Source organism: Flavobacterium sp. PL11 (assembly GCF_035985025.1).
GTDB lineage: Bacteria > Bacteroidota > Bacteroidia > Flavobacteriales > Flavobacteriaceae > Flavobacterium.
In genome coordinates this window covers 36,831-58,158 of record NZ_JAXCIA010000009.1, presented here as the reverse complement: position 1 = coordinate 58,158, position 21,328 = coordinate 36,831, and the positions used below count along the sequence as shown (strand labels likewise).

Annotated in this window: 17 protein-coding genes and 1 tRNA gene; all 18 read right to left on the bottom strand. The window is 32.3% G+C overall.

All coding sequences use genetic code 11. The features are described from left to right. Window positions 1-94 precede the first annotated feature (94 nt). The 18 genes from RCH18_RS06685 to RCH18_RS06600 all read right to left on the bottom strand — a co-directional run bounded on the left by RCH18_RS06685 (window position 95) and on the right by RCH18_RS06600 (window position 21,220). Window positions 95-179: transfer RNA gene (locus RCH18_RS06685), tRNA-Ser, on the bottom strand. 167 nt (window positions 180-346) lie between these two features. Beyond that, window positions 347-1,480 carry a 3,4-dihydroxy-2-butanone-4-phosphate synthase gene (gene ribB, locus RCH18_RS06680; protein WP_326935978.1) on the bottom strand — a complete coding sequence of 378 codons (1,134 nt, stop codon included), beginning with the start codon at window positions 1,478-1,480 and terminating at the stop codon, window positions 347-349. 8 nt (window positions 1,481-1,488) lie between these two features. Next, window positions 1,489-2,922, bottom strand: coding sequence for an LptF/LptG family permease (locus tag RCH18_RS06675; protein ID WP_326935977.1), 1,434 nt, complete (start codon window positions 2,920-2,922; stop codon window positions 1,489-1,491). Window positions 2,923-2,930: 8 nt separating this feature from the next. Further along, the gene (locus RCH18_RS06670; protein WP_326935976.1) at window positions 2,931-3,620 is read right to left on the bottom strand and encodes a LolA family protein; all 690 of its coding nucleotides are present in this window, start codon (window positions 3,618-3,620) and stop codon (window positions 2,931-2,933) included. A 4-nt stretch (window positions 3,621-3,624) separates the two neighbouring features. Then, the gene (locus tag RCH18_RS06665) at window positions 3,625-6,072 is read right to left on the bottom strand and encodes a DNA translocase FtsK (protein ID WP_326935975.1); all 2,448 of its coding nucleotides are present in this window, start codon (window positions 6,070-6,072) and stop codon (window positions 3,625-3,627) included. 18 nt (window positions 6,073-6,090) lie between these two features. Then, the gene (locus tag RCH18_RS06660) at window positions 6,091-6,465 is read right to left on the bottom strand and encodes a diacylglycerol kinase family protein (protein ID WP_326935974.1); all 375 of its coding nucleotides are present in this window, start codon (window positions 6,463-6,465) and stop codon (window positions 6,091-6,093) included. A 9-nt stretch (window positions 6,466-6,474) separates the two neighbouring features. Beyond that, complete coding sequence (gene tpx, locus RCH18_RS06655; protein ID WP_326935973.1) at window positions 6,475-6,972, bottom strand: thiol peroxidase; 498 nt, start codon at window positions 6,970-6,972, stop codon at window positions 6,475-6,477. 179 nt (window positions 6,973-7,151) lie between these two features. After that, window positions 7,152-7,409: a DUF6952 family protein gene (locus tag RCH18_RS06650; RefSeq protein ID WP_072992602.1), complete on the bottom strand. Its 258-nt coding sequence runs from the start codon at window positions 7,407-7,409 to the stop codon at window positions 7,152-7,154. An 87-nt stretch (window positions 7,410-7,496) separates the two neighbouring features. Continuing rightward, window positions 7,497-7,805, bottom strand: coding sequence for a thioredoxin family protein (locus RCH18_RS06645; protein WP_326935972.1), 309 nt, complete (start codon window positions 7,803-7,805; stop codon window positions 7,497-7,499). A gap of 172 nt (window positions 7,806-7,977) precedes the next feature. After that, window positions 7,978-8,616, bottom strand: a complete 639-nt coding sequence (locus RCH18_RS06640; RefSeq protein ID WP_326935971.1) for a peroxiredoxin — start codon at window positions 8,614-8,616, stop codon at window positions 7,978-7,980. A 205-nt stretch (window positions 8,617-8,821) separates the two neighbouring features. After that, window positions 8,822-11,014, bottom strand: a complete 2,193-nt coding sequence (gene katG, locus RCH18_RS06635; RefSeq protein ID WP_326935970.1) for a catalase/peroxidase HPI — start codon at window positions 11,012-11,014, stop codon at window positions 8,822-8,824. 408 nt (window positions 11,015-11,422) lie between these two features. After that, a complete protein-coding gene (nhaC, locus tag RCH18_RS06630) occupies window positions 11,423-12,880 on the bottom strand; it encodes a Na+/H+ antiporter NhaC (RefSeq protein ID WP_326935969.1) in 1,458 nt (485 codons plus the stop codon). Window positions 12,881-13,026: 146 nt separating this feature from the next. Continuing rightward, window positions 13,027-14,637, bottom strand: a complete 1,611-nt coding sequence (locus RCH18_RS06625; protein WP_326935968.1) for a glycoside hydrolase family 3 protein — start codon at window positions 14,635-14,637, stop codon at window positions 13,027-13,029. A gap of 190 nt (window positions 14,638-14,827) precedes the next feature. Next, window positions 14,828-15,676: a prolipoprotein diacylglyceryl transferase gene (gene lgt, locus RCH18_RS06620; protein WP_326935967.1), complete on the bottom strand. Its 849-nt coding sequence runs from the start codon at window positions 15,674-15,676 to the stop codon at window positions 14,828-14,830. Between the two features lie 78 nt (window positions 15,677-15,754). Beyond that, window positions 15,755-17,014 (bottom strand): MFS transporter, encoded by a 1,260-nt coding sequence (locus tag RCH18_RS06615; RefSeq protein WP_326935966.1) that lies wholly within the window; start codon window positions 17,012-17,014, stop codon window positions 15,755-15,757. Window positions 17,015-17,039: 25 nt separating this feature from the next. Continuing rightward, window positions 17,040-18,572 (bottom strand): glycoside hydrolase family 10 protein, encoded by a 1,533-nt coding sequence (locus tag RCH18_RS06610; protein ID WP_326935965.1) that lies wholly within the window; start codon window positions 18,570-18,572, stop codon window positions 17,040-17,042. A 134-nt stretch (window positions 18,573-18,706) separates the two neighbouring features. Continuing rightward, on the bottom strand, window positions 18,707-19,978 hold the full coding sequence (locus RCH18_RS06605; protein ID WP_326935964.1) for an acyltransferase family protein: 1,272 nt from the start codon (window positions 19,976-19,978) through the stop codon (window positions 18,707-18,709). A 33-nt stretch (window positions 19,979-20,011) separates the two neighbouring features. Further along, complete coding sequence (locus tag RCH18_RS06600) at window positions 20,012-21,220, bottom strand: anhydro-N-acetylmuramic acid kinase (protein ID WP_326935963.1); 1,209 nt, start codon at window positions 21,218-21,220, stop codon at window positions 20,012-20,014. Window positions 21,221-21,328: the final 108 nt, after the last annotated feature.

Below are 21,328 nucleotides of genomic sequence, written 5' to 3'. Positions count from 1 at the left end.
ATATTTTTTTATTGATTGTGGACTAAATGTGGGCTAGAAGTAGAAACAAAAAACCCTAACTAATTGAAAATCAATTGTTAGGGTTTTAATTCAGCGGAGAAAGAGGGATTCGAACCCCCGGACCTGTTACAGTCAACAGTTTTCAAGACTGCCGCATTCGACCGCTCTGCCATTTCTCCAGTGAGCGACAATCATTTAATGATTGCGAGTGCAAATATAAGCACCTTTTTCGATTTACAAAAACAATTTTAATAAAAATTTTAGCTGTTTTGTAAAGTATTTTTCAATTGTTTCATTTCCTTTACTTTAACAATATAATTAAGTTTACTAAATAGAATTATTGCTATTAATAACCAACGTTCTCGGTTATTTCTAAGCCGTAGCCAATCATTCCAACGCGCTTGGTTCCCTTAGTATTGGAAACTAATCTGATTTTTGAAATGTCAATATCATGTAATATTTGAGCGCCTATTCCAAAGTCTTTACTATCAATAATGATTTTTGGTGCTTTCATCACACCTTCGCTTTGTAATAATTTAAGTTCAGCAAGACGATTTAAAAAACTTATGGACTGCATATCTTGATTAATAAATATAACAGCGCCTTTTCCCTCATCATTAATTACTCGAAACATATCATCTAATTGCTGATCAGCATTATTTGTTAGGGTTCCTAATAGGTCATTGTTTACTTGGGAAGAATTTATTCTTGTAAGTATAGATTCGCCTAAATTCCAAGTTCCTTTTGTTAATGCGATATGAATTTGTTTATTTGTGGTTTGCTGATATGCTCGAAGTCTATAGGTACCAAAACGTGTCTCAATATTAAAATCTTCTTTTTTGATGATCAAACTATCGTGCTGCATTCTATATGCCACAAGATCTTCAATAGAAACTAATTTTAAATTAAACTTTTTAGCAACTTCCACAAGTTGCGGTAAGCGCGCCATAGAGCCATCTTCATTCATAATTTCAACAATAACACCCGCTGATTTAAAACCTGCTAAACGAGCAAAGTCTATTGCTGCTTCTGTATGTCCAGTACGTCTTAAAACGCCACCTTGTTTAGCTATTAAAGGAAATATATGTCCTGGTCTGGCTAGTTCGTGTGGCTTTGTATCTGAATTGACTAGGGATAATATAGTCTTAGCACGATCAGAAGCTGATATGCCTGTAGTAACTCCATTACCTTTTAAATCCACTGACACTGTAAAAGCAGTTTCCATTGGATCTGTATTATTAGTCACCATAACGTGTAAACCTAATTCTTTACAGCGACTTTCTGTTAGCGGTGCACAAATCAATCCTCGACCATGAGTGGCCATAAAATTGATCATTTCGGGAGTTACCTTTTCAGCTGCGGCTAAGAAATCACCTTCATTCTCGCGATCTTCATCATCAACAACGATTATGATTTTTCCCTGGCGAATATCTTCTATTGCTTCTTCAATTGTATTTAACTTTATGTTCTCTAAGTCCATTTCAGGTGTTAGTTTTGTTTTGGGAATAATTTTTTAATAATTTTTTGAAAAGGAGCTAATACAATATCCATACTTATTAATCCAATATCGTTCGTTGCTCTATACGTTAATAAAATAGCTAAAGGAGTTAATATAAATGAGGATAACCAGGCACCCATAAATGGTGTCATTCCGTTTTCTTGTGCTAATCTTTTTCCAAATGTATTGATAAAGTGAAAGGTTATAAAGATTAGAACTGCAAAAACTATCGGAAGTCCTAAACCACCTTTTCTAATAATGGCACCTAGTGGCGCTCCAATAAAAAACATTAGAAAACAGGCAAATACAATTACAAATTTATCGTAAAATGCCAATATGTGATTATTAATATTTTTCTGTTTATTCAATAATTCCATATTAGAATTGTCAATGGAATATAGTGTATTAGATATTGTGCTACTTGCTAATTGTAAGATATTAGATTTTTCTTGATTGGTATATAACGACAAAAGATCATTAGGAATCGTTTTATTTTTTTTACTAACTATGTTACTATTTTTAGCAGGATAGGTAATTTTCATATTACTATTTTCGGCAAAAGCAATAATATCAGTATTAATAGACTTATTTAATGAATCTAATGTATAACTTAACTCATTAACCGTAAGCATTGTATTGGTATTCGCCACTGATTCTTGGTTTACATCTATCTTATTTAATTCAGACAAATCAATATTTATCACTTGCTTTTTAAAAGAGCTTTTTACAAAAGGCATTTTTTCCCGATCAGCATAATTTTTTGGAACAAGATCTTCATAGTAATACCCATCATTAAGTACTAATTGCAAAATACTAGATTGCTCACTGCTTATTAATTCACCATCTTTTGCTTTTATAATTGTTTTACTGGCGTCACCTGCATTAGATTTTTTGTGAATCGTAATACCCGTAAGTGTATTTCCTTCGGGACCACTTTTTTTATTTACTTTGATGTTGTAAAAACCTACATCACTAAATTGCCCTTCTGCTATTGCCAAAGCTGGTTTGACTTGGGCTATGTTTTTTCTAAAATTTATAAATTTATATTCGGCAAAAGGGATTACATTATTTGAAAATAAAAAAGCAACAATACTTAAAAAGATGATGAAAATAGTTAAACTACGCATCGCTCTTTGGAGCGAGATTCCAGATGATTTCATTGCCGCAAATTCATAATTTTCGGCTAAATTGCCAAAAGTCATTATCGAAGCTAGTAAAATGGAAAGTGGCAAAACAAGAGGTACAATCCTTGGCATTGAAAAAGCCAAAAATTTTATAATCATTACTACATCTAAATCTTTCCCAGCTAATTCTGCTATAAACAGCCAAACAGTTTGTAGTATAAATATAAAAAACAGAATTACAAATACAGTAGTAAATGTAGTCAGAAAGGTTTTTAATAAGTATTTGTCAAGAATTTTCACCTAGTGCATTAATCTAATTTGTTGATGTAGTAATTTGGATATTTACTCCCTGCAAATGTAAATTGATTTTTTGACAAAGGTTGGTTGGTTTTAAAAGAATTAACCGTTAATGTTGTTTTTGTACCTTTTTTACCCACTTCAATCAAATTATAAATATGTTTTGTTTGGACATCGATACCAAGTAAAACTTCTTTTCTTGAGTCTTTAGGATTAGTAGAAACCAATTGTATGTATTGAATTTTTCTACCTTTTACATTTTGGATTATATCCATATTGTATCGATATCCTGAATTAAAGAAAGTAAGCATTTTAGAAGGCGTAATGGTATTATCATCTTTATCGTTTGCAGTAGATATGGTAATTTCCTCATCTTCTGGAACAATGGTGTAGGTTTTTTTTCCGTCGAAAATTCTCGTAACACCCATAAAATTCAATACATATTGATTTCCTTTCATCGTGACATTTCCTTTGCTATCTTGATTGATATTTTCTTTAGAATTGTTTAACGTATATTTAAAGTCAATTGTAATATTATCGTAACTTTTTACTTTAGCGGTAACCTCATCTAGCAGTTGTTTTGCTTTTTTATCTTGCGCTTGTGTAGCAAAACTAAATAATAACAAGGTGGTTATTAAAAAAATATTTTTTGTTATTGCTTGTAGATAATTCTTTTTGGAATCTTGATTGCTTAATTTCATTGTTTTATTTATTTTGTTCATTATTGAAAAATAGATCAAGAGAACTCATATCCAATATATTAACGCTTCGAGCTTTACTGCCTTCAAAAGGGCCTACAATTCCTGCGGCTTCTAACTGATCGATTAAGCGACCCGCTCTATTGTAGCCTAATTTTAATTTGCGTTGTAATAAAGAAGCCGATCCTTGTTGTGCATTTACAATGATCTCAGCAGCTTCTCTAAATAAAGAGTCTCTATCAGAAATATCCACATCAAGATTAATGCCACTTTCCTCACCAACAAACTCTGGAAGTAGATATGCTGTTGCGTATGCTTTTTGAGAACCAATAAATTCTGTGATTTTCTCGACTTCAGGAGTGTCAATAAAAGCACATTGTACTCGCACTACATCATTTCCATTAGTATAAAGCATATCACCACGGCCTATTAATTGATCAGCGCCTTGCGTATCAAGAATTGTTCTTGAATCAATTTTAGAAGTAACTCTAAAGGCTATTCTCGCCGGAAAATTGGCTTTGATAAGTCCCGTAATTACATTCACAGATGGTCTTTGTGTGGCAATAATTAAGTGAATACCAATAGCTCTCGCTAATTGGGCTAGACGAGCAATAGGAACTTCAACTTCCTTTCCTGCTGTCATAATCAAATCAGCAAATTCATCGACAACTAAAACGATATAAGGTAAAAATCGATGGCCGTTTTCAGGATTTAACTTACGAGCCTTAAATTTATCGTTATATTCCTTTATGTTTCGAACCATTGCGTCTTTCAATAATGAATACCGATTGTCCATCTCCACACAAAGTGAATTTAGTGTATTGACCACTTTTGCATTATCAGTGATAATAGCGTCATCCATATCTGGAAGTTTGGCTAGATAATGTCTTTCAATTTTGTTAAAAAGTGTTAGTTCCACTTTTTTTGGATCAACTAAAACAAATTTAACTTCTGCTGGATGTTTTTTATATAAAAGTGAGGTCAAGACCGCATTTAAACCCACAGATTTTCCTTGACCAGTTGCTCCAGCCATTAATAAATGGGGCATTTTGGCTAAATCTACGACAAAAGTTTCATTAGAAATCGTTTTTCCTAGGGCAATAGGCAATTCCATTTCAGCTTCTTGAAATTTGGCAGAGCCAATAACACTTTTCATAGAAACCATGGTTGGGTTTTTATTAGGAACCTCAATTCCTATAGTTCCTTTGCCAGGAATAGGAGCAATGATACGTATTCCTAATGCTGATAGTGATAAAGCAATATCATCCTCTAAGCTTTTAATTTTAGAGATTCGAATTCCAGCTTCAGGTACAATTTCATATAAGGTTACAGATGGTCCAACGGTAGCTTTTATTTGGGCAATTTCGATTTTGTAATTGCGAAGCGTATCTACAATTCGGTTTTTATTTTCTTCTAATTCTTCTTGATTGATTGTAATACCACCAGTTGAATATTCTTTTAATAAATCAATTGTTGGGAATTTGTAATTGGATAAATCCAAAGTTGGATCGAATAATCCAAAATCAGCGACTAGTCGCGAGGCTAAATTTTCTTCTATTATATCTTCCTCAGGAGCTGTTTCCACTACAAATGAATCAGACGCGGATACAATAACTTCTGTAAATGGAGGAGGTGTAACCTCCATATTTAAAGTTTTGGTAACAGGATCTCTTTTTAAATCAGATGAATTATTAATGGTAGGTTTTAAAGCTTCTTTATTTATTTCAAATTTAGAATCTGCCTTTTTTAAATGAATCTGATCCTCTGATTCCTCTTCGACTAGAGCAAATTCTTCTAAATTATAATTTGTTGATTTGGTGTTTACGGGATTATTTGCGGTAGTAGCATTGATCTGTTTTTTAGAATCATTAAAAAAGGATTGAATACTTTCTGGCGAAATGTTCAATTTAAAAATAATATAAATGATAAGTCCAAATAACAATAACAGAAATGTTCCAGTCTTTCCTATATAATCCTGAAAAAATAAATTGAGCTCATATCCCATAATTCCACCTAATTCAGGTGCTGAAGTGGCAAAAAATCCTAATAAAACGGATAAAATAACAATAACAAATAAATCCCAAAACCAAATGTCTTTAAGTTTTTGAAGCCGCAGTCCCAAAAATAAATAGATACCACTTACAAAAAATAAGCGTATAAATATAAACGCAGCAAGGCCAAAACCTTTATAAATAAATAAATCGGCTAAATAGGCACCAAATTTCCCCAGCCAGTTTCCCACAACCTCTGACCGATCACTTAATTCCTGAACGGCACTTTGGTCTTGCTGTCCATGAATAAAAAATGAGATAAAGGCAACCAATAAAGCAATAGAAAACAAAACTAATAAGGATCCTAAAACAATTTTATGTTGTTTAGTGATCCTTAGAGGTTTTTTAATATCTGTAGTTTTATCCGTTTTTTTTGTAGAAGCAGTCTTTAATGTTTTAGCCATTCTAATTTGTAATAATACCTATAAAAATAGAGGCATATATATTGTTAAACCAATTATTATTGCTGTTATTCCAGCAAAAAATACAGCTCCGGCAGCTATATCCTTAATAAACCCAATTTTTTCATGATAATCAGGATGTATAAAATCAGCTATTTTCTCTACAGCAGTATTTAATCCTTCAACACTTAGAACTAATCCGATAGCCATTGTTTGAAAAAGCCAGTCTGTTTTAGAAATGCCAAAATAAAAACCAGCAATAGTCATCAAAATTCCTATTGAAAACTGAGCCATAATGCTATGTTCAGTGCGGATTAGTTTGATAGCACCGATTAAAGCAAAATTTAAACTTTTTAGTCTACCAGTTATAAAAGTATTGTCTTTTTTAAATTCCATTAGAGTATATTAAAGCACTGCTATTGCAGCCTCATAGTTTGGCTCATCAGCAATTTCACCAACTTGCTCTGTATGTATTATTGTTCCATTTTCATCAATTACAATAATTGCTCTTGAATGTAATCCTGCTAACGGGCCTTCTGTCATTTCTAAACCGTTATTTTTACTGAAATCGCCATTTTTAAAATCAGAAAGACTAACCACATTTTCTAATCCTTCAGCGGCACAAAAACGTTTTTGAGCAAATGGTAAATCTCTTGAAATACATAAAACGGTTGTATTTTCTAATGCACTTGCTTTTTCATTAAACGCTCTAACAGAAGCTGCACAAGTTCCAGTATCAACACTTGGAAAAATGTTTAAAACAACTCTCTTCCCTGCGTAATCATTTAAACTAACTTCTGCAAGATCAGTATTAACTAGTTTAAAATCAGTCATTTTAGTACCTACTTTTGGTAATTCTCCTGATGTATGAATTGGATTTCCTCCTAATGTAATTGAAGCCATGTTATTTATTTTTTTGTGAGTTTCAAAAGTATGAAAATTTTTTAAGAATTTGTTTAGAAGTGAAGTTATAATGTTTGTCTTTTTGAGATTGATCGTCTTTTATTACATGTAAATTACAATCCATCACTAAAAGAAAAACGCACTCGTTTCCGGGTGCGTTCTAATATATATTGCTGTTTTTATTTGTCTATGGAACCTAAAACTCTTTTCATAAATGTGTTAAGTGCTTCTTTCTTATCTGTTCCTGATTTAACTAATTTATTGACTTCTAATGCACCATACATATTAGAAATTAATTCCCCTATTACATCTAACTCTTCATCTTTAAGTGAAGGAATCTCAGTCATAGCTTCAAGAACATCTATTGTTTCTATTATATAATCTTCATCATTTTCTTCTATAAATTGGGTTAAATGCTTAATTACAGGTAATTTCATTTTTATTTTTTTATATGATTATTCATTAAATTGTCCATTAATCTGGGCAAACTATTGAAAAGATTAGCCCTTTTAACAATTAAATTTTTAAACGATTTCGTTTACTAATTCAATTAAAACTTCCTGCTTGTTTGTTTGTGTTTCGTTTACCAATTTACCATTTACAAAAGTGGCAAACGTTGGTAAATTACTCACGTTAGCAAGTTTTCTTGATTCAGGAAAGTTTTCGGCATCTACTAAAGCAAAAGTGATTGCTTCGTTTTCAGTGGCTAACTTTTTAAACTTAGGTTTCATAATGCGACAATTTCCACACCAAGATGCTGAAAATTGAACGACTACTTTTTCGTTTTTCGAAATTAAATCTTGTAATGTATCGTCAGTTAATTCTATTAACATAATTTTTATTTAAGATTCCCATTTTTAAACTTTAATCTCTCAATATAAAAGTTTATTATTTTGGAATAATTATTAATTGCTTTAGTCTAAACTTCAATTATTAGAAATTCCAAATCTTAAATTCCAAATTCCGAATTGTACTGGAATTTGGAATTTTAAATTTGATTATTTCTTAGTTCATGCTCAAGTATTCAGCAGTACTAGCCCTATCAGCAGTCATTGCTTCTTTACCAGCTTCCCAGTTAGCTGGACAAACTTCACCTTTTTCTTGAATGTGCGTGTAAGCATCAACCATACGTAAGTATTCGTTTACGTTACGACCTAATGGCATATCATTTACACTTTCGTGGAAAATTTTTCCAGTTTCATCAATTAAATAAGTAGCTCTGAAAGTTACATTAGATCCTTCAACAATTACTGAATCTGTTTCTTCAGAATATTCAGTTGAATCAATATCAAGAATTCCTAAAATGTTGGATAAGTTTCTATTTGTATCAGCAAGTATTGGATACGTAACACCTTCAATTCCTCCGTTGTTCTTTGCAGTATTTAACCATGCAAAGTGAACCTCGTTAGTATCACAAGAAGCACCTATGACAATTGTATTTCTTTTTTCAAAATCTGGTAAAGCATCTTGAAAAGCATGAAGTTCTGTTGGGCAAACGAACGTAAAATCTTTTGGGTACCAAAATAAAAGTACTTTTTTGTTATTATTTACTGCCTCATCAAAAATGTTAATTTTCAAATTATCACCCATTTCAGAGATAGCGTCAACTGCAATACTTGGGAATTTTTTTCCTACTAAAGACATATATTTATATTTAAATTGTTGTTTTTTTCTACAGTGCAAAAGTACTCCATAAAAACAGATTTTTTAATAGTTATTTATGCTAATTATTTATAAAACCATAGAAAAAACTTATGACAAATAAAAATGCATTTATGTTGATCAATAATATAAATAAAGCAAAAATCCACTAAATAGTAGTGGATTTTTGTATTTACAAACGTCTAAATTAATTTGCTTTTATATCAAATCGATCGTTATTCATTACTTTGTTCCAAGCTTTAACGAAATCTTTGATAAATTTTTCTTTATTGTCATCTTGAGCATACACCTCAGCATAAGATCTCAGAATAGAATTAGAACCAAAAACTAAATCAGCTCTAGTGGCAGTCCATTTCGTTACACCACTTTTTCTATCAACAATATTATATAGATTCTCTGAAACTGGTTTCCAGCTGTAGTCCATATCAGTAAGATTTACAAAGAAATCATTTGTTAGCACTCCTTCGTTATTGGTGAAAACTCCCTCTTTCGACCCGTTATAATTAGTTCCTAAAACTCTCATTCCACCTATTAAAACTGTCATTTGTGGAGCTGTTAAGCCTAATAATTGTGCTCTATCAAGTAATAATTCCTCAGGATTTACGGTATTTTCATTTTTATAAAAGTTTCTAAAACCATCTGCAAGTGGTTCTAAATCTTCAAATGACTCCGCATCTGTCATATCTGCTGTTGCGTCACCTCGACCTGATTGAAAAGGAACTTTTATATTAAATCCTGAATCCTGAATTGCTTTTTCAATTGCTGCATTTCCACCTAAAACAATTAAATCAGCGATAGAAACTTTTTTACCTAATCCATTTTGAAGTTGCGTTAGTGCAAATAAAACTTTTTCTAAGCGTTCTGGTTCGTTGGCAGTCCAACTTTTTTGTGGAGATAATTGGATTCGAGCTCCATTAGCACCGCCACGTAGATCTGAACCTCTAAAAGTTCTAGCACTATCCCAAGCTGTATTTATTAATTCCGTTCTTGTTAAACCGCTATTAAGGATTTTTGTTTTCAATTCCTCAATTTCTGATTCAGATAATGTATAATCAACCGTAGGAATTGGGTCTTGCCATATTAGTACTTCATCAGGAACATCAGCTCCCAAATATCTATCTTTTGGTCCCAAATCTCTATGTGTCAATTTAAACCATGCTCTTGCAAAAACATCATCAAAATAAGCTTGATCTTTATGGAAACGCTCGGATATTTCTCTATAAATTGGATCCATTTTCATTGCCATATCGGCATCAGTCATGATTGGATTATTTCTTTTCGTTGGGTCAAATGCATCCAATGGTTTGTCCTCTTCTTTGATGTTTATGGGTTCCCACTGCCAAGCACCTGCCGGACTTTTTTGTAATTCCCAGTCATAGCTTAATAGTAAATGAAAATATTCATTATCCCACCGTGTTGGGTTAGTCGTCCAAGAACCTTCTATTCCACTAGTAATGGTATCAGCACCGTTTCCATTATTTTTTGGATTGATCCAACCAAAACCTTGCGTTTCAAATTCACCTGCTTCAGGCTCTTTTGAAAGTAATGAAGCATCTCCATTTCCATGCGCTTTTCCTACAGTGTGTCCGCCTGCAGTTAATGCAACAGTTTCTTCATCATTCATCGCCATGCGCTTAAAAGTAATTCGAACGTCATGAGCAGTTCTTAAAGGATCAGGTTGGCCATCAACTCCTTCTGGATTTACATAAATTAAACCCATCATTACGGCAGCTAACTTATTATCTAAGTCTCTCTCGCCTGAATATCTGGTTCCTTCACTTCCCGATTTTGCAAGCCATTCTGTTTCTTCTCCCCAGCTAATATCTTTTTCAGGATGCCAAATATCTTCACGTCCACCTGCAAATCCAAAAGTTTTAAAACCCATTGATTCATAAGCCATATTTCCTGCTAAAATCATCAAATCTGCCCACGAAATTTTATTTCCGTACTTCTTTTTTACCGGCCAAAGCAATCTCCTTGCTTTATCTAAATTTCCATTATCCGGCCAACTGTTGATTGGTGCAAAACGTTGATTTCCTGTATTACTTCCTCCACGTCCATCAGAAACTCTATAAGTTCCCGCCGAGTGCCACGCTAAACGAATCATTAGACCACCATAATGTCCCCAATCGGCGGGCCACCAAATTTGGCTATCAGTCATCAAATTTTTTAAATCAGTTTTAAGGGCTTCTAAATCTAATTTTTTAAACTCTTCTGCGTAATTAAAATCTTCTCCTAACGGATTAGTTTTTGTATCATGCTGGCTAAGGATATCTAAATTTAGCGCTTTTGGCCACCAATGTTGATTTGTTATAACAGATTTAGTGCTTTTTTCCTTTTGACTAAAAGGACATTTACTTAAGTCATTTGAAAGTTCCATATATGTTTGTTTTTGTTTATATTAAATTGATCATTACAAACTTAAGATAAAGTATCGATAAAATGATTGATTTTAATTATTAGTTTTTATCAAATCATAAGTTTTAGTTATGTAAACTGAAATTGGCGTATATGTTAAAACAAATAAGAAGATCTGTTGTAAATTGTTATAATTGAACCTGAAGCTAATTTAGTTAGTTTATTCCGCTCAAAAACAATACGTTAATGCAAAAATCGTTGGAATGATTACAAGAAAATATTGTAAACCTTATCAAACACATAAGTCATGTACGTTTTAATGATGATCTTAATTTTCAATAAGAGTAACAATTATTGTGTTTTCGTTTAATTAAGTTTATCCCAGTAATTAAGTGCGACAGTTTAATACGATAACAAATTGCTCCAAGTCTCAACTCTTTACTTCTGCCACTAATTGTCTAATTTTGATATTAAAGGCAGCAAATATCAAAGTCATAAAGGGACTAATTATATTAAAGAAGGCATACGGTAAATAATCAAAAGTAGAGACGCCCAAAGTTCCTGCATGATAAGCTCCACAGGTGTTCCAAGGGATTAAAACAGAAGAAACTGTTCCTGCATCTTCAAGAGTTCTACTTAAATTTTCGGGAGCAAGACCTTTATCTTTATAAGCTTGTGCAAACATTTTGCCTGGAACTACAATAGCTAAGTACTGATCTGAAGCCGTAATGTTCAGCGCTAAACAACTTCCTACTGTCGCAGCAAATAACCCAAAAGTGGTGTGGGCTAATTTAAGTAATGCTTGACTAATTCTAGCTAAAGCACCTATCGCATCCATAATTCCTCCAAAAACCATAGCACAAAGTATTAACCAAATGGTGCCCAGCATCTTTTGCATACCTCCTGATGTGAAAAGGGACTCTAAAGTTTTATTTTCAGTGGGTATAATAACATCAATCGTTATGGCATCCATAATACCTTTATAGGCTGATTGAATAGTCATGTGATCTACACCAGCAATTTGGTTTATAATATGTGGCTGAAATATAAGTGCAAAAACTCCAGCTAATAAAGTACCAATTAGTAGTGCAATTAAAGGTTCTGTTTTTTTTATAATTAAACCTATGACAATCACGGGAACTGCAAACAGCCATGGTGAAATTGTAAAAGAAGCTTCAATATCGGTGAGTAAAGTGGCAATATTTACATCTCCTTTTACATCAACAGATAAACCAAGTATAATAAAAAGAAGTAATGTAATAATGTAAGTTGGAATTGTAGTGAGCGTCATATACCTTATATGAGTAAACAAATCAGTTCCAGCCATAGCAGGAGCCAGATTTGTAGTGTCAGACATAGGTGAAAGTTTATCTCCAAAATAAGCTCCAGAAATAACTGCTCCAGCTACCATTCCTAAATCAAAACCTAAAGCGCCACCAACACCAATCAACGCTATACCAACGGTAGCACTTGTAGTCCAAGAGCTTCCAGTTGCAATAGATATTATAGAACAAATAATTAATGTAGCTGGTAAAAAGATAGCGGGACTTAGAATTTGTAAACCATAATAAATCATCGAAGGAATGATTCCGCTTACTAACCAAGTACCAGCTAAAGCACCTACCATAAGCAGTATTAAAATGGCTCCAACGGTTGACTTGATATTCTCAGCCACTTCATCCATCATTTTTTGAAAGGAAACCTTATTAAAAAAACCAACAATTGCTGCAACAGCAGCACCTAAGAGTAAAACAAATTGATTACTGCCGCTTAAAGCTGCATCCCCATAGACATAAACATTAAAACCTAACATGGTGATCAGTGCTGCAACAGGAATTAAGGCTTCTACAATTGATAATTGTTTATTTCTGTTAATTTCAGTATTCATTTGTTGTTATTTGAGCTTGCAATATAAATAAAAAAGTTGCTATTAGCCTAAACTGATTTTGTAAAACTGTCAATTTTTCTACTTACAATATTTTTATTCTGATAAAGACAAATAGCCTTCTTGCTCGATTATCATTTATTATATACTTACAAAGTTTTAATTGATATAGGCAGATTTCCCTCACAAACTAAATTATGAAGTAATTGTTTCGCAGCTACTTTTTGAAACTCTTCAAAATCCTGATATACTTGAACAATTCCTGTTGCTGATTTTAAATTTGGAATTACTTGAAGTGAATATGGATTCCCAAATACATATAAAATACACTTTTTGCTAGTTACTATTTTTTTTAAAAAATGTAGCACTTCTGGCTCAATGTCAAAATTGTTTAAAGGCTTGGCTTTTGGAACAAATAAAGCGATAATTAAAGTGTCATAAGGTTCAAGATTTTTTTCTAACGACTCAAAATATAAATTGTCTCCACTTTGATAACTATATTCGGGTGAAGGTAAATCCTTCACTAAAGCTTGAAAAAAGGGATTATTAGTTTTTCTATAAAGACTTAATTTAGCTAGCTTATTCTCAATTTTAGCATCAATAACAACTTTTGTATTGTTATTATCTTTGATTAGTGTAATAGAATTTTCAGCGATTTGATGATTTAAGTCAGATGTTTTTTTAAAATTAAATTCATAATCTGACATCGATTGAACAGCTGTTTCAAAATTTAATAATCCAACTTTTTGTTTGCATTTTACAATGCGATTATAGCTTTCTTCAATCCTTTCCGCGGTTGCATTTTCAAGAATTTCTTGAATTCCTTCCGCTATATTTTCTGCAAAACAAAGTATATCATTTCCAGCATTAAAAGCTTCGTATTCCAGTTGTCCTTTTTTCTCATATAAATCAGAAACACTTCGCATATTTAAAGCGTCAGAAATTACTAATCCATCATAGCCTAATTGCTTTCGCAAAAGTGTTTCTATAATGGATTTCGATAAGGTAGCCGAAGTATTTTTACCGCTATTCAATGCTGGAACGGCCAAGTGACCTATCATTATGGAATCGACATTATTCTCAATTCCTTTTATAAACGGAACTAGTTCGTTTGCTAATAATTGCTCTAAATTTTCTTCTAAAATAGGTAATCCCAAATGCGAATCTACATTCGTATTTCCATGACCTGGAAAATGCTTTAAACAGCCCAGCACGCCAGCATCATTCATACCTTGTAGATATGCTAATGCAAATTCACTAACTTTTTCTTTGCTTTCGCCAAAGGAACGATAACCAATCACAGGGTTATCAGGATTATTGTTAATATCTGCTAATGGTGCTAAGTTGTAATGAATGCCAACAGATTTAAGATCATTTCCAATTTGGTTTCCCACTTCATATAATAAATGAGATTTTGATACAGGCAAAGCACCCAATGTTATTGCATAAGGATACTGCGGTGTTTTTTCGACACGCATGGCTAAGCCCCATTCGGCATCAATACTCATTAACAGTGGAGTAGGAGCGCATTTTTGAAAACGAATGATCAACTCCTTTAAACGCTGACAGCTATCATCATTAAAAACAACTTTTGTCTTAGTTTCATAATTGGTGGCAGCAGAGGCTCTACTATGAAAAAAAGTAAGTCCACCAATGTTGTAATCCTGAATTAACTTTTCAGTTGCCTGAATATTTTCTTCCGTATCATTGATAAAAACTGCAGGAAAGAAAAATTGTCCTATTTTTTGTTCTAATGTCATTTTTTGTCTTCCTTAGTTCTTAGTTTATAGTCTGTGGTTCCCAGTACCTGCAGCTAAACTTAATGGTTAATTCGTTATTGTTCTGGCTTGGTTTATTATTTTTTTAAAAGATTTTTACTCTACATTATTATAATTCGCTTATTTTAAATAAATAATAAAGAAATTAATGACTAATATTCGAAGTAAAAATTTAGTCCATTATATGAATTTTAGAATTTAATTGTTTAGATCTTAAATTCTTCACAATAAAAAAGATTCCAATTATTACAAATGGAATACTTAATAATTGCCCCATATTCAGTATCATTCCCTCCTCAAATTCAACCTGATCTATTTTTACAAACTCAATTAAAATTCTCATTATAAAAATTAAAGTTATTGTTAAACCAAAATGATAACCATCTCCTAATTTTATACTTCCGTATTTGTATGCTATAGATACTGTTAGGAAAATTATAAAATATGAAATTGCTTCATAAAGTTGAGCAGGATGTCTTGGCAGGTTATCCACTTTTAAGAATATAAAAGCCCAAGGCATTGAGGTAGTATTACCAATCATTTCAGAGTTCATTAAGTTCGCCAGTCTTATAAACATTGCACCAAGTGGTGCAACTATTGCTATTACGTCCAATATTTTAAGAAATTTTATATGAAATTTCTTTGAATATAGATATAATGAAATAATCAAACCAATTGTTCCTCCATGACTTGCTAAACCCGCATATCCTGCAAACTCATATCCTCCATTTAAAGTTTTTTTTATAGGTAGAATAATTTCTAAAATATTTTTTGAATAATAATCAAAATCATAAAATAAACAGTGTCCTAATCTTGCCCCAATAAAAATTCCAAATATTCCATAAAAAATTAATGCTTCGTGTGCGCTATCTTTTAAGTTTTCATTCTTAAAAATCTTCTTGAGTATTTGCATACTTAAAAGTAAACCACAAGCAAATAATAGTCCATAATATTTTAGTGGAAATCCAAAAATATTAATTATTTCAGGATCAAAATCCCAGATAATGTAAAGTCCAGCCATGTTTTATTATTATTATACATTTTTAAAATAATTTGTAAATGTTCAGTAAGTTTTAGAATTAATCTTTACGTGAATGTTTTAAGTTGTCTTTTTCCCGAAATCTTTGGGAAATAGTAGAAATCGAGATAATATCAAACCAGGGATTGTTGCGATAAATACCCAAATAAAGAAATTGCCGTAACCTAAATAATCTTGAATATAACCGCTTACCATTCCAGGAAGCATCATCCCAAGTGCCATAAATCCTGTGGCAATAGAGTAATGAGACGTTTTTGACTCACCATCGGCAACATAAATTAAATACATCATAAAAGCGGCAAAACCAAAACCGTAACCAAACTGCTCTGCGATAACGGTCAAATAAATATAAAGTATCGAACTTGGATGAAAATGAGAAAGTAATATAAAACCAATATTAGGCAAATGCATCGCTATAATCATAGGTAACATCCATTTTCCTAAACCATCTCTTGAAATAGCAATACCGCCTAAAATTCCGCCGATGGTTAATGCAATAAGTCCAAAAGTTCCATAGATGAGTCCTACATCTTCGGTTTGTAAACCCATTCCACCTTGATTAATGGGATCTACTAGAAAGGGAGTTAACATCTTTAACAATTGTGATTCTCCTAAACGGAATAATAATATAAATGATAGAACTAAAACAATCTGTTTCTTCTTAAAAAAACTAATAAATACTTTACTGAAATTTTTCTCTTCTTCATGTCCGGCTACAACTGGCAACTCTGCTTTTGGCGTAGCAAAATAATTATAAATCGTTAAAATGGTCATTACAATACCCACAAAAATCATGGTGTAAGACCACGCTTGCTGGTTATCGCCAAAGCGATGCTCTAAATAACCTGCTAATAAAATAATTAATCCATTTCCTGTAAGCATCGACGCTCTATAAAAAGTACTTCTAATTCCTAAAAAAAATGATTGCTGTTCTTTCTCTAATGCCAACATATAAAAACCATCACTGGCCACATCATTAGAGGCCGATGCAAAAGCAGCAACCCAAAAGACGGCTAAACTCAAAATAAAGAAATGACTTGTAGGAATAATAAAACCAACAATTAAAAAGGCAATTGAAATAAGCAATTGCATGGTTAGAAACCAATTTCTTTTAGTTCCATATAAGTCTATAAAAGGACTCCATAGTGGTTTTATAACCCAAGGTAAGTACAACCAACTGGTATAGAAGCCAATATCTTCATTACTAATTCCTAAATTTTTATACATCAGCACTGAAACCGAAATGATGATTACATAAGGAAAACCAGATGCAAAATTTAATACGGGAATCCAATACCAGGGTCTATTATCTACTTTCATTTAAGTTGCTTATTGAATTTTGAAATTATTGTTTTAGATCTACGATTGTCGCTTGACTTTCATTACCATAATAATCGATAAATGTTATCGCACAAGTCGTATTTATATCCATTTTATACGATGGAATTATAATTTGTGTCGTATCACTATTAAATTCATAAGCTACTTTTTCAACTATTTGGCTTGGATTGCTACTATCAATTGCGGAACCAAATGGAGCTGCGTAAACTACTACATATCTTATTTTACTATATAATGGACGTTGCACGTCAAATCGTATAGAGATTGGATCCATTACTAAATTACTTGCTGCGGGAACAATAACTATATTTTTAACAGCAGCCGGCACAACTGGCGGCAATGCCGGATATTTGTATTGATTTTCACTCAGCAATTTGGTTACTTTTTGATTTTTATTTACAAACCCTTTTGCGCTGAAATAGGCGTTTCCTTGAACGTTTTTGTACGATCTTGTAATGTCAATTTGGTTTGGAATTTCAAGAGGGTTATTCCATCTTTTATCAGAATCAGCATTGATTTTGTAGGTACCGTTCCCGATATAAATAGCAGTATTATTTGAGTTTTCAGACCACCATTTTAGTAATTTAGAATACGAAGCTTTAGGATGATCCATGCTCCAATATAATTGTGGCACTAAATAATCAATCCATTTATTGTCCATCCAAGCAATAGGATCGGCATATAAATCATCATAATTGGTTTGGCCAGCTTCTGTATCTGAACCGCGAGGATCTACCGATTTATTTCGCCAAACGCCAAAAGGGCTAATTCCAAATTGTACCCATGGTTTACTCTTCTTTATAGAAACCGAAACGTCTTTGACAAAAGTATTGACGTTGTCACGTCTCCAGTCGTCAATACTCATTCCTTTTCCATATTTCTCATACGATGCCGTGTCGTTAAATTTTTCACCAGCCACTTTATAAGGATAAAAATAGTCGTCAAAATGCATGGCATCAATATCATAATTTTGTACCACCTCGTCAACTATGGTTAGTAAATGTTTTTGAACTTCTGGCAAGGCAGGATTGTAGTAATATTTTCCACCGTATTTTATCATCCATTCTGGATATTTAAAAAAGTCATGATCTGGACTGAGAGCAGCAGTATTATAATTCATTGTTGCACGATATGGATTCATCCATGCGTGAAATTCAAAACCTCTACGGTGTGCTTCAGTAATCATCCATTCTAAAGGGTCATAATAGGGTACAGGTGCTTTTCCTTCTTTTCCAGTTAGATATTTTGACCATGGAGCCAGTTTAGTTGGATAAAAAGCATCACCTACGCTTCTAATTTGGACAATTACTGCATTAAAATTTAATTTTTGATAGGTATCTAAAATTTCGATATAGTCTGCTTTTTGTTTGTCAACACTATCGCTGCTTGTTTTTGGCCAGTCTATATTGACTACAGTGGCAATCCAAACTCCTCTAAATTCAGTTTTAGGGTGTTTAACAAGTTCTTGAGCATTTAAATTCAAAAATGAGAATATTACGAAGGTTATGAATAGTGCGCTGTACTTATAATTTTTCATTATGATGTTATTTAGTAAAGTCTTCAAAAATAGTTTTTTTAGTGTGATTTATAGGTTATAAAAAGGATCAAATTTCAAGAGACAATTTGTTTGCCAAAAAGTTCGAGCTTTTATCAAATCGAAACCGACTACAATTATACTTTAAAGATTAATTTATATTTATAGAGGATCCATAAAATAATAGACCAAAAAACAGCGTAAGATAACGCGTAACAAAGCGAAGCGTTCAACGGATCACTGAACAGTGGAACTATATTATAGTCATAAATAAATTTTTGAAGATTAATTTTTTCTTGACTTACAATAGGATTTTCAACTTTAATGGCACTTAAAGCTCTTGGAATTATTCCTGAAAAGAAAAATACAATCATAGGATTCACACCCCAAAATAAAAATAATTTGGTCCATTTTTTATAGTATGAGACATCGATAATATAATATAGGATTGTCAAGCATAAGGTTGCAATTCCAGCGGTATAAATAGCGTAAGAACTAGTCCATAATGCTTTATTAATTGGAAAAACAATATTCCAGAGTAATCCTAGTACAACTAAACCAATCCCGACAAGGGTCATTTTTTTAGCAATTTGCAGTTTTGCAATTGGCATATTTAAAATTTGGCCAACAAAAATTCCTAAGACTGCTGTTGCAATTGCTGGCAAAGTGCTTAAAATTCCCTCTGGATCCCAAGTTTTTGATGATGCCCATAAATGACCATTTAGCAATAGATTGTCAAGCCAACCTGCTAAATTAGTTCCTTTTTCAAAATTAGCATCGCCAAATCTTGGTACAGGAACCAATGCCATTAAGCCCCAATAAATTAGTAAAATAGATGTTACTATAAGAATTTGTATTTTAAAATTTGATGTTAAATATAAAATGGAAGCAAAAAAATACACAATTCCTATTCGCTGTAAAACTCCTGGAATTCTTACGCTTTCAAAAGCTGGAATGCCACTATATGCCAAAAATAGTAGCGCACCGAAAATAATAAAAACGAGATAAGTCTTTATTTTTAGAGTGAAGTTCCCCAATAAGGCATACGCTACTGCAAAAGTTATGAGTAGTCGAACGATCAATAAAGGAACTCCTTCCAATGAAAATAATTCAATTCGGCTAAAGAAATTTAAAAATAAGCCCAAACAAAATATGCGAAGCGAGCGAACTAGAATTTTATTAAAAACGGCCGTATCAAAATGTTTTACTGGCATTGCAAAAGGAATTGCAGTTCCCATAATGAATATAAAAAAAGGAAATACTAAATCAGTAGGAGTGCAGCCATGCCATTCTGCGTGTTGTAAAGGAGGATAAATATATGCCCAACTTCCAGGATTATTTACAATGGTCATCAATAGAATGGTAAATCCTCTAAAAACATCAAGCGAAAGTAAGCGTTCTTTTTGCATTTTTTTTTGGTTTTGTGATAGCTGTTTATTTTCTTAATGAGGAAACGAAATTTTCCCCATCGAAACAGACGGAATTCCTTTGCGTGTTCCAAAATCAGATTTTCCACCTGAAACTGTTTCATTAGCTAAAACAGCAAATAAAATCGCTTCTTTAGCATCGCCAGAAATTCCTATATCATTACTGTTTAAAAAATGACAAGGCAATAATTCCTTTAACCATTTTACTAATAGAGGATTGTGCGCTCCACCACCTGACATATAAATAGTAAATTTTTCAATAGGATCAGTTTTATTTTTTATTGCTACATGTATAGCTTCTGCAATTGTTTCCGAGCTAAATCGTGTTAATGTCGCTAGTAAATCAGGAATAGCAATATTTTTAGTAGTAGAGTTCGCTTGTGCATTTCTAACATAATCAACATTAAAAAGTTCAGGTCCTGTTGTTTTAGGAAATGGTTTTGTAAAAAATGAATCAGATTTTAAACTGATTAAAAGTTCTTGATTTACATTTCCCGTTTTAGCGATTTCAGCATCTTTATCATACGACTTATCTGGAAAGTACAATTTTGTAAAAGCATCAATTAGGGTATTTCCAGTTCCTGTATCGGTAACAAAAACTTCTTCGGGATTGTTACTTGCGGGTAAATAAGTAAAATTTGAAATACCACCCATATTCAGCATAATCCGATTTTCTCCTTTTTTTGAAAAAAGAAAATAATCACCGTAAACTGCTAGAGGCGCTCCTTCGCCTCCTGCTGCAAGATGCTTTTGTCTAAAATCTGACAGTGTTATAATACCTGTTTTTACCGCAATATGATCGCCGTCGCCAATTTGTAAAGTAGCATTTGGAAATTTTTCTTGCTGATGTAAAATCTTTGGTGCATGAAAAACAGTTTGACCGTGTGAGGCTATTAAATCTACTTTCTCTATAGATATTCCCCATTGGTGTAAACATTTCAAAATCATATCCGCATGTAAAACTCCGATCCACTCATTTAGCAAAACTAATTTTTGGAAATCAATAGATTGTTTTGCGAATACAGAGCGAATTTCAGAATTTATATCTTCGGAATAATTAACAGTTTCAAACTCCAATAATGTAACTTCAGTTTTTTTACCAGAACCTGAAATCTCACACAAGGCTATATCTAAACCGTCTAAAGATGTTCCAGACATTAAACCAATAATGGTTCGTGTTGGTTTTTGAGCAATTTTATAAAGTGATTCTATATTTGAATTCATAATTAGAAAAATGAGTACTGTGATTAGATTTTTTTTAAACCATATAAAATATTGAAGAACATATAATTTTGTTTACTATTATCTTTAATAGCTATGTATAAATTATAC